Source organism: Caballeronia choica (assembly GCF_001544535.1).
GTDB lineage: Bacteria > Pseudomonadota > Gammaproteobacteria > Burkholderiales > Burkholderiaceae > Caballeronia > Caballeronia choica.
In genome coordinates, this window is record NZ_FCON02000214.1 from 1 (window position 1) to 9,139 (window position 9,139).

Annotated in this window: 8 protein-coding genes; 3 read left to right on the plus strand and 5 right to left on the minus strand. The window is 65.8% G+C overall.

What is annotated here, in order from left to right:
* The 3 genes from AWB68_RS39940 to AWB68_RS39950 form a co-directional block, all read left to right on the plus strand.
* The coding region (locus tag AWB68_RS39940; RefSeq protein WP_235028769.1) for a thiamine pyrophosphate-dependent enzyme at nucleotides 1-587 on the plus strand (587 nt) is incomplete at its 5' end.
* Between the two features lie 359 nt (nucleotides 588-946).
* A complete protein-coding gene (locus tag AWB68_RS39945) occupies nucleotides 947-1,699 on the plus strand; it encodes an IclR family transcriptional regulator (RefSeq protein WP_087649701.1) in 753 nt (250 codons plus the stop codon).
* Between the two features lie 136 nt (nucleotides 1,700-1,835).
* Complete coding sequence (locus AWB68_RS39950) at nucleotides 1,836-3,467, plus strand: GMC family oxidoreductase (RefSeq protein WP_087649702.1); 1,632 nt, start codon at nucleotides 1,836-1,838, stop codon at nucleotides 3,465-3,467.
* 96 nt (nucleotides 3,468-3,563) lie between these two features.
* Here AWB68_RS39950 and AWB68_RS39955 read toward each other — a convergent pair whose 3' ends face one another.
* From AWB68_RS39955 to AWB68_RS39975, 5 genes are all read right to left on the minus strand, one after another.
* Nucleotides 3,564-4,004, minus strand: a complete 441-nt coding sequence (locus tag AWB68_RS39955) for an SET domain-containing protein (RefSeq protein ID WP_087649703.1) — start codon at nucleotides 4,002-4,004, stop codon at nucleotides 3,564-3,566.
* Between the two features lie 108 nt (nucleotides 4,005-4,112).
* Nucleotides 4,113-5,552: an MFS transporter gene (locus AWB68_RS39960; protein ID WP_087649704.1), complete on the minus strand. Its 1,440-nt coding sequence runs from the start codon at nucleotides 5,550-5,552 to the stop codon at nucleotides 4,113-4,115.
* A gap of 165 nt (nucleotides 5,553-5,717) precedes the next feature.
* Complete coding sequence (locus AWB68_RS39965; protein ID WP_087649705.1) at nucleotides 5,718-6,536, minus strand: shikimate dehydrogenase family protein; 819 nt, start codon at nucleotides 6,534-6,536, stop codon at nucleotides 5,718-5,720.
* 3 nt (nucleotides 6,537-6,539) lie between these two features.
* Nucleotides 6,540-7,532, minus strand: coding sequence for a 2-hydroxyacid dehydrogenase (locus AWB68_RS39970; protein ID WP_087649706.1), 993 nt, complete (start codon nucleotides 7,530-7,532; stop codon nucleotides 6,540-6,542).
* A 37-nt stretch (nucleotides 7,533-7,569) separates the two neighbouring features.
* On the minus strand, nucleotides 7,570-8,760 hold the full coding sequence (locus AWB68_RS39975) for a YncE family protein (RefSeq protein WP_087649707.1): 1,191 nt from the start codon (nucleotides 8,758-8,760) through the stop codon (nucleotides 7,570-7,572).
* Nucleotides 8,761-9,139: the final 379 nt, after the last annotated feature.

The window sequence follows — 9,139 nt, forward strand, 5'->3', positions numbered from 1 at the left end:
AGTTGGAAAAAGCGATGCCCGACGACGTGATGGTCTCCACCGACATCGGCAACATCAACTCGGTGGCGAACAGCTACCTGCGCTTCGAGAAGCCGCGCAGCTTCTTCGCTGCGATGAGCTGGGGCAATTGCGGTTACGCGTTTCCGACGATCATCGGCGCGAAGGTGGCAGCACCCCACCGGCCGGCGGTCTCCTACGCCGGCGACGGCGCCTGGGGCATGAGCCTGATGGAAACCATGACCTGCGTGCGCCACAACATTCCGGTGACTGCGGTGGTGTTCCATAACCGCCAGTGGGGCGCGGAGAAGAAGAATCAGGTGGACTTCTACAACCGTCGCTTCGTCGCGGGTGAACTGGACAACCAGAGCTTCGCCGAGATCGGCCGGGCGATGGGCGCCGAAGGCATCGTGGTCGACCGGCTGGAGGATGTCGGTCCGGCGCTCAAGCGCGCCATCGACCTGCAGATGAATCACGGCAAGACCACCATCATCGAGATCATGTGCACCCGCGAACTGGGCGATCCGTTCCGCCGCGACGCACTTGCCAAGCCGGTGCGCACGCTCGACAAGTACAAGGACTATGTGTGAGCGTCGAAGCGTCCCGGTTCGCATGCGTCCGGGACGCCGCGCAGGCGCAGGCGCCGGCCCGGCCGGCTCAGTCCTCCGCTGCGATGGGCGTGCGGGACCGGTTCCCGCGCGCCTCTTTTTGAAACCCGCCGTCCCAGGGGCCGACCATGAATTTCGAATCCGGCTTGCCGCTATCCGCTGACAGCCCGGAGCACGTCTCCCCTACCCGGGAGTCATCCGACGATCCCGCCCCGCGTTCCGAAAACCGGAAACCCCGCTCCGACGAAAAAGCCGGGCGAGCCGAACCTTTCGCCCTGGAAATCCCTCGGCAAAAGACCATTGAGTACAATGAAGCCGATCCATTTTCCGGAACGGCAGACATGAAAAAAGCGGACACCCCGACTCTGCGTGCGTTTGCGCTGCTTGAACACCTGGTCGCCGCGGACGGTCCCGTTTCGCTTGCGGATATCGCGCATGAAGTCGATGCGCCGAAGGCGTCGCTGCATCGCATGCTGGCTTCGCTGGAGGCGGGCGGCCTCGTGATCCGCGAACCGGGCCAGAAAAACGCTTACGTGATCGGGCCGCGTCTTGCGCAACTCGGACTCGGCGTGATGATGCATTCCGGCGCGCGGCGCCTGCGGCATGCGATCCTGACGCGCCTCGTCGCCGATCTCGGCGAAACCTGCAACCTCACGATGCTGCACGAGACGGAAGTCCTCTATCTGGACCGCGTGGAAGCGCCATGGCCGTTGCGCCTCGACCTCAAGCCCGGCTCGCACGTACCCGCGTACTGTAGTGCGAGCGGCAAGCTGCTGCTCGCGAAGCTGCCGGCGGAACAACGCGCGGTGCTCGTGCGGGCGCTACAGTTGAAGCGCTTCACGCCCAACACCATCACCGATCCCGAATTGCTCGAAGCGGAACTCGACCGTGCGGCGCACAAGGGCATCGCTATCGACAACGAGGAGTTTGTCGTCGGGATCGTGTGCGTGGCGGCGCCTGTCGTCGATGCGCAGAACCAGTGCATCGCGGCGATTGCCGTGCATGCGCCGGTATCGCGCGCGCCGCTTTCGCGAACGCTCGAATTCGTTCCGCGCTTGCAGGAAGCGGCGCGGGAGCTTGCAGGGACGTTTTGAATTGGCAGGCCCTGTTCCTTGACAAAACGGAACGATCCGTTCCAACGGGCTCAAAAACCCGGCGCGCCCGATTCATGACTATCCAATACGAATTCAGGACGAGACGATCGACCGGCGATTTCAGGAGACGGTTTTCATGTCGTTCGAAGTGGACTACATCGTGGTCGGCGCGGGCTCAGCGGGCTGCGTCCTTGCCAACCGGCTGAGCGAAGACCCGAACAACCGGGTGCTGCTGCTGGAAGCGGGCGGCCCCGACAACAATCCGTGGCTTCACATCCCGGTCGGCTACTTCAAGACGATGCACAATCCGGCGTTCGACTGGTGCTATCGAACCGAGCCGGATGCGGGAATCGCGGGCCGGCAATTGCAATGGCCGCGCGGCAAGGTGCTCGGCGGATCGAGTTCGCTCAACGGCCTGCTCTACGTGCGCGGACAGCGCCAGGACTACGACCACTGGGCCGCGCTCGGCAATCACGGCTGGCGCTACGACGACGTGCTGCCCTACTTCAGGAAGTCGGAAGACCAGGAGCGCGGCGCGAATGAATACCACGGCGTGGGCGGTCCACTGAAGGTATCGGACCTGCGGCTGCGCCGGCCGATCGCCGAGCATTTCATCGCGGCCGCCCAGGACATCGGCATCCCCTTCAACGACGACTACAACGGCGCCACGCAGGAAGGCGTCGCGTATTTTCAGCAGACAGCCTACAAGGGCTTTCGCTGGAGCACCGCGAAGGGCTTTCTGCGTCCCGCGAGACACCGCGCGAACCTGATCGTCGAGACGCGGGCGCAAACCACGCGGGTGCTGTTCGAAGGGAAGCAGGCGGTCGGCGTCGAATACATGCGCGGCGGCGAACTGCGGCAGGCGAGCGCGAACGCCGAGGTGATTCTCGCCGCGGGCGCGATCGGCTCGCCGCAGATCCTGCAGAACTCGGGCGTCGGCCCCGCCGACGTGCTGCGCCGCGCCGGCGTGCGGATTCATCACGACCTGCCCGGCGTCGGCAGGAACCTGAAGGACCATCTGCAAGTGCGGCTCGTCTTCAAGACGCGCGAACGCACGCTCAACGATGAAGTGAAGAATCCGCTGCGTCGCGCCTGGATCGGTGTTCAGTACGCGCTCTGGCGCACCGGGCCGCTCACGCTCGCAGCAAGCCAGGTCGCGATCTTCACGCGTTCGCGGCCGGACGTGGACCGCCCCGACATCCAGTTCCACATGCAGCCCTTGAGCGCCGACAAGCCCGGCGAAGGCGCGCATCCGTTCTCCGCCTTCACCGCTTCGGTGTGCCAGTTGCGGCCGCACAGCAGCGGCAGCGTCGAGATCAGGTCGGCGGACCCGCTGGAGTATCCGGCGATCCAGCCCAACTACCTCTCCGACGAACGCGATCATCCCGTGGTGATCGGCGGCATCAAGGTGGCGCGGCGGATTGCCGAAGCGCCTTCGCTCAAGCCGCACATCGTGTCTGAATTCGTGCCCGGGGCGCAGTTCCAGTCGGACGCCGAGTTGCTCGACGCGGCCCGTCGCTACAGCCAGTCGATCTATCACCCGGCGTGTACTTGCCGGATGGGCCGCGATGCGCTGGCCGTCGTCGACGAGCGCCTGCGGGTGCACGGACTCGCGCGGCTGCGCGTCGTGGACGCGTCAGTGATGCCCGAACTTGTGTCGGGCAACACGAACGCGCCGGTGATCATGATTGCGGAGAAGGCGGCGGACATGATCCGCGCGGACCAGAAGCATCGGGAAGGGACGTCGGTCCTGGAGGAAGCAGTTTGATGGCGCTCGGACAGGAGCAAAGCTAATAAACCAGTAGCAAGTTTCATCGAAGCCCAAGCGCGTCGAACGCCACAAACTCGCCCAAGCCCCAAAAGGCTAACCAGTCGCCAGCATCGTCCCGCGACATCGCCTCGAAACACACCTGCACGCATAAACGCGCTTCACCGCCGCTGTCAGGCGCCCCCCGACAGTCAACTGATAGTCGATAAAAAGCTCGCCGCCCGCCTCGATGTCGCGAATCGCGCGAATGAACACGCGATTGCCCCGCTGCTCCGCTTCGCAATTGGGCGCACAACTGTGATTGAGCCAGCGCGCCGAATTGCCGCCGATCGCGCCATCGATCACGCGCCCGTCGTCCAAGTCGAAGAAGAACGTATGTCCTTCAGCGGCGCCCGAGCGCTCATAGCGGCGTTGGGCTTGTTTCCACGACACCTGTTCGCCCTTGTATTCGACGATTTCCTCGCCGGCGCTGATAGGCGTCAGCGCAAATACGCCGCGGCCGTGGACCCTTGAACGACGAACCGTGATGCGGCGCATAGTGTGTCGAGAAAGAAATGGTGTCGAGAAGGAAGCGGCGCGTGTTGCCCGCACGCGCTACTTTAACTCGCCACTTCGCTCGCCGGAACTGCATCGAACGTCAACGCTTCAATGGCGCACGCTGGCGTCCGCCGTGCCGCCGACCGACTGCCCCGGCATCTCGGCGGCATCGCGCAGGTCATCGAGATCCCGGCCGCGTGTTTCCGGCGTGTAGAAGGTCGTCACCACGCCGATCAGGCTCAGGATCGCGACGTACGTGGCAAGCGGAATCCACGCGAGAATCCGGCCTTCGCTGCCGCCCCAGTGCGCGGTCGCCCAGGCGATGATCGATGCGCCGATCAGCGGCGCCACGCCGCCCGCGATGACCGCCGACACTTCGCGCCCCACCGCCACGCCGGCGTACCGGTGCTGCGCGCCGAAGAGTTCGGGCAGCAGCGCGCCTTGTGTCGCGAACATGCCCCAGACACCGGCCAGCGCGACGCACAGCATCGCGATGCTCGCCGTCGCGTTGCCCTGGCTCAGCACCCACCAGGTCGGATAAGCCAGCACCAGTTGATACACGGCGAACGCGCGATAGACGGGAATGCGTCCGAGCCGGTCGCTCAGGATGCCGGTCAACGGAATCACGATCGCCCCCGACGCGCCCGCCAGCAGCAGCGCGATCGGGCCGATCTGCCCTTTGAGGCCGGTCGCGGTCGCCATGTAGCTGATCGCGAGCGACTGATAGATCGACGAGCCGCCGTTCTCCGCCATCCGCATGCCGATTACCTTGAGGAGCGTGGGCTTCGAATGCTTGATCAGGTGCTTCAACGGGCTGTCTTTGACTTGATGGCGCGCTTCGAGCTTGGCGAACGATGGCGACTCCTTGAGCTTCAGCCGGATCCAGATCGCCACCGCGATGATCACGACGCTCAACAGGAACGGCACGCGCCACAGCCAGCTTTGCGAAATGTCCTCGACGCGCACCAGCGCGAAGTAGATCGCGGCGGCCATCACGGTGCCGAGCAGCACGCCCATGAATGGCAACGCCGCGAAGTAGCCGCGACGCTTCGCGGGCGCGTACTCGGCCATCAGCACCGCGGCGCCGGCCTGCTCCGCGCCGGCTCCGAGCCCTTGCAGCAGGCGGCAGCCCACGAGCAGGACCGGCGCCCAGACGCCGGCGGTCGCGTAGGTGGGCAAGAGGCCGATGAGCGTGCTCGCGATGCCCATCAGCAGGATCGTCGCCATCAGGACGAACTTGCGCCCATAGCGATCGCCGAGCGTCCCGAAGATGATGCCGCCCACCGGCCGGATCGCGAAGCCCAGGAAGTACGCGCCGAAGCTTGCGATCAGGCCCATGCTCGGATCGCTCGACGGGAAGAACAGCGGCCCGAAGATCAGCGCCGAGGCGAGGTTATACAGCGCGAAATCGTAGTATTCGAGCGCGCTGCCAAGCGATGCCGCCCACGCGGCGCGATACAGGTCGCCGGTCGTGACCTCCTGCCTGCCGCTGCCGGCGTCCGGATAAGCGTCGCCCGGGGCGGCCGCGATGGTTTGCTGGTGTTTCATGATGTCGTCTCCTCCGATTGGGATGCCGTTCGTTCCTGATCGCGTCATGATCCGAACGGCCCGTCCTGCATGGCGGCGCGAGCGCCGCTTATCGCTACCTTCGCCAAATTCGCCACGGCGATGAATCCGTCCTCGTCTTGTCGCGAGGTCCGGGACCACGCCGGCCTAGCCGACCCGCGCTATCTCGTCGAGCAAGGCGGCGCTCATCACGTCGAGCGGCGCCGGCTTGCCTGTATACAGTTCGACCTGTCCGCAAAACTGATGCAACAGCATGCGCGTGCCATCGACCACGCGACACCCGATCCCGGCGGCCTCGCGGATCAGCTTCGTGCGCACCGGGATAAATGCCGCGTCCATCACGAACAGGTGCGGCGCGAGCTGCCCGGCACGCAACGGGTTGACGTCCGGCGCGCGGAAACCGGCGGCCGTCGCGTTGACCACGCCGTCGAATGCCGCCGGGTCGAAGTCGCTCAGATCGCCGCCGAAGGCGAGGCCGAAGTCGCGGGCCAGTTCCTGTCCGCGCGACGCCGTGCGGTTGAATACGGTCACGCGCGCGCCCGCCCGCTGCACGCCCCAGGCGATCGCGCGTGCTGCGCCGCCCGCGCCGAGCAATGCGATCCGCCGCCCTTGCAACGACGTCACTTCTTCGAGCGCGCGCACGGCGCCCGCGCAGTCGGTGTTGTAGCCGGTGAGATAGCCGTCGCGGTTGTCGATCGTGTTGACCGCGCCGATTTCACGCGCGGTTTCGTCGAGCGCGTCGAGGTGTGCGATCACGGCCTGCTTGTGCGGCATCGTCACGTTCAACCCGCGAATGCCGAGTGTGCGCATCGCATTGACCGCGCCGCCGGCATCCTCGACGCCGAAGCTGACGAACGTGTAGTCCACGCCGAGCGCCCGGTACGCCGCGTTATGCACCTTGACGTTGAACGTGAACGGCTGGCCGGCCAGCGACCCGCAAAGGGATGGAATCGAATGAGGCGTCATGCTCTATACCTTCGAGAGATCGAACGCGGCGACGGCGGTCTCGCCGTCGAGCACGCGCAGCAGGTTTTCGGTCGCGAGCTCGGCCATCGCGCGGCGCGTCTCGTGCGTCGCCGAGCCGATGTGCGGGAACGCCGTGACCTTGGGATGGGTGCGCAGCGGCGAATCCTGCGGCAGCGGTTCGACCGCGAACACGTCGAGGCCGGCCGCGCGCAGATGGCCGCTGTCGAGCGCGGCCACCAGCGCGTCCTCGCGCACGATCGCCCCGCGCGAGCCGTTGACGAAGATCGCGCCGGGCTTCATCGTCGAGAATGCGTGCGCGTCCATCAGGCCGCGCGTTTCGTCGGAGAGCGGCAGCGTCAGCGCGACGATGTCGGCGCGCGCGAGCACTTCGTCGAACGATGCACGCACGGCGTACCCGGCGAGCGAGGCGGGCACCTGCACGTCGAACGGGTCGTGGAAGACCACCGGCATGTCGAACCCGAGCGCCGCGCGCCGGGCCACCGCCTGCCCGATCCGGCCGAAACCCAGCACGCCGAGCGTCTTGCCATGCACGTCCCAGCCGAACAGGTCTTCGCCGACGTTGCGCGTCCAGCGGCCGTCGCGCACGTGATTCGACAGTTCGACGAGACGCCGCGACGTGGCGATGACGAGCGCGAACACGGTGTCCGCGGTCGTCTCGGTCAGCACGCCGGGCGTGTGGCACAACGTGATGCCGCGTTCCTTGAGGCAGCCGAGATCGTAGTTGTCGACGCCGACTGAAATGCTCGAAATCACCTTGAGACGCGGTGCCCGCGCCAGTTCTTCGGCGCCGAGCTTGAAACTCGAACCGATCAGGCCATCGGCGTCGTGCAGCGCTTCGCGAAAGCGCGGCAACTCTTCTGCGCGCCGCGGATCGGCGACGACCACGTCGTGCCACGCCCGGATTCGTTCGAGCAGGTCGTCCGGAATCTGGCGAAACACCACGACGTTCTTGCGTGCTGCGTTCATCGTTCGCATGCTTGGCTCTCCTCTTTCTTTCTCGATGGTCGGCGCGTCAGCGCGGGGTTGTCCGGAGCGACGACGGTCCGCCAGTGAGCGCGATTCTTTGTCCGGTGTCGCGCAGATGGCCGCCGTTGACGGCGAACAGCGCAAGCTGCTTCTCGACGTTGAACTGGACGATCAGGTATTTGCTGTCGGCGCTGAAGACGATGCCCTGCGCGGCCTCCCCGCCCGGCGCCTCGGACATCTTCACGGCTTGTCCGTCGCGAATCGCGAACAGGAGAACCTTGCCGCGCGCGTGGCGGCCGGGGTTGTCGGGCGTCAGGTTCGAGCCGTCCATCGCCTGCACGCCGATCCATTTGCCGTCGGCGGAGATCGCCACGCCTTCGGGCAGCGACGGCACCGTGACGTGCTGAACCGAGCGGAACGGCTCGTGCGAGACGTCGATGAGCGTGATCGTGTCGGCGTCGCCCGCGAGCTTGCCGGCGTAGGACGGCAAGCCTGCCAGTCCGACATCGCTCACGACCGCCCATTTGCCGTCGCTCGATATGTCGACGGTGTAGGGTGCCACGCCGCTCGACAGGCGCACGCCGCTGTCGGTGACGTGGCCGTCGGCGATGTCCAGCACGGCGACGCCCTGTTCGTCGCGCAACGCCACGAGCGCGTGACGGCCGTCGTGCGTGAAGCTCACGCCGGCGAGCCGCTTCTGCGCGATCTTCAGCGTGTCGGCGAGGGTCACGCGATTGCCCTCGATGCCGAGCACCACGACGCTGCCATCGACGCACGTGACGAGCGCGAGCCGGCCGGCGCGGTCGATGGCGATGCCTTGCGGATGGCTGCCGATGTCGAGCCGGGTGACGGCGGGCGGCGTGGCCTTCAGGTCGACCACTTGCACGAATGTATCCATCAGCAGCTTTTTGGCCGCCTGGTCGTAGCGGGTCGGTGCGGCGACCAGCGCGACGCTGGCGTCGGGGGTGATGGCTACCGCCTGCGGCGGGCCCTGGATGCCGTTCTCGACCTCTACCTGCACTTTGACTTGCGGCGGGAAGCGGCTGGCGTCGAGGAGCGTCAGGGTGTCGGGCTGCGGGTTCGCCGGGTAGGTATCGCGGCCTTCCACGCGCTGGTACTTGCCGTCGTTGCTGGAGACGATCCAGTCGGCGGCGTGGGCCGTGCATGCCGTGATGGCGATCGTGAGGCCGGCGAGCGCGCGGGCGCAGCGGGTCCGGCTTGCTATGAGTGAGCGCATTTCAATGTCTCCGGTTGTTGTCGCTGGCGCTTGGGGTGTGGGTTACACCGTTTGATGCGCTTGGGCTTCTATGGAACTTGTCTTGTTTTTGGTTTATTAGCTCTGCCCCTGTCCGGGGCGGGACTCACTTTCTTTGCTGCTGCAAAGAAAGTAAGCAAAGAAAGCAGCTTCCCACCGCCAATGCTTGCCAGTCGCCTCCAGACCGCTCCCTCGGAGTGGTCCAACCGGGGGAGTGTCGTTAGCGGGGTTTCATCGTTGTTGGCATGTAGACGAGGCGCGCACGTCGCACCGCTATACGAAGTGGACCAGCAGTCATACATCCCGCCTCGCGCTACGCGCTTACCCGTCAGGCAAAACTAAAACCCATCGCTGAATCTAC

Bases quoted from the DNA above. Each gene is read 5' to 3' on its own strand.
- AWB68_RS39945 (WP_087649701.1), top strand. From the start codon at position 947: ATGAAAAAAGCGGACACCCCGACTCTGCGTGCGTTTGCGCTGCTTGAA.
- AWB68_RS39950 (WP_087649702.1), top strand. From the start codon at position 1,836: ATGTCGTTCGAAGTGGACTACATCGTGGTCGGCGCGGGCTCAGCGGGC.
- AWB68_RS39955 (WP_087649703.1), bottom strand. From the start codon at position 4,004: ATGCGCCGCATCACGGTTCGTCGTTCAAGGGTCCACGGCCGCGGCGTA.
- AWB68_RS39960 (WP_087649704.1), bottom strand. From the start codon at position 5,552: ATGAAACACCAGCAAACCATCGCGGCCGCCCCGGGCGACGCTTATCCG.
- AWB68_RS39965 (WP_087649705.1), bottom strand. From the start codon at position 6,536: ATGACGCCTCATTCGATTCCATCCCTTTGCGGGTCGCTGGCCGGCCAG.
- AWB68_RS39970 (WP_087649706.1), bottom strand. From the start codon at position 7,532: ATGCGAACGATGAACGCAGCACGCAAGAACGTCGTGGTGTTTCGCCAG.
- AWB68_RS39975 (WP_087649707.1), bottom strand. From the start codon at position 8,760: ATGCGCTCACTCATAGCAAGCCGGACCCGCTGCGCCCGCGCGCTCGCC.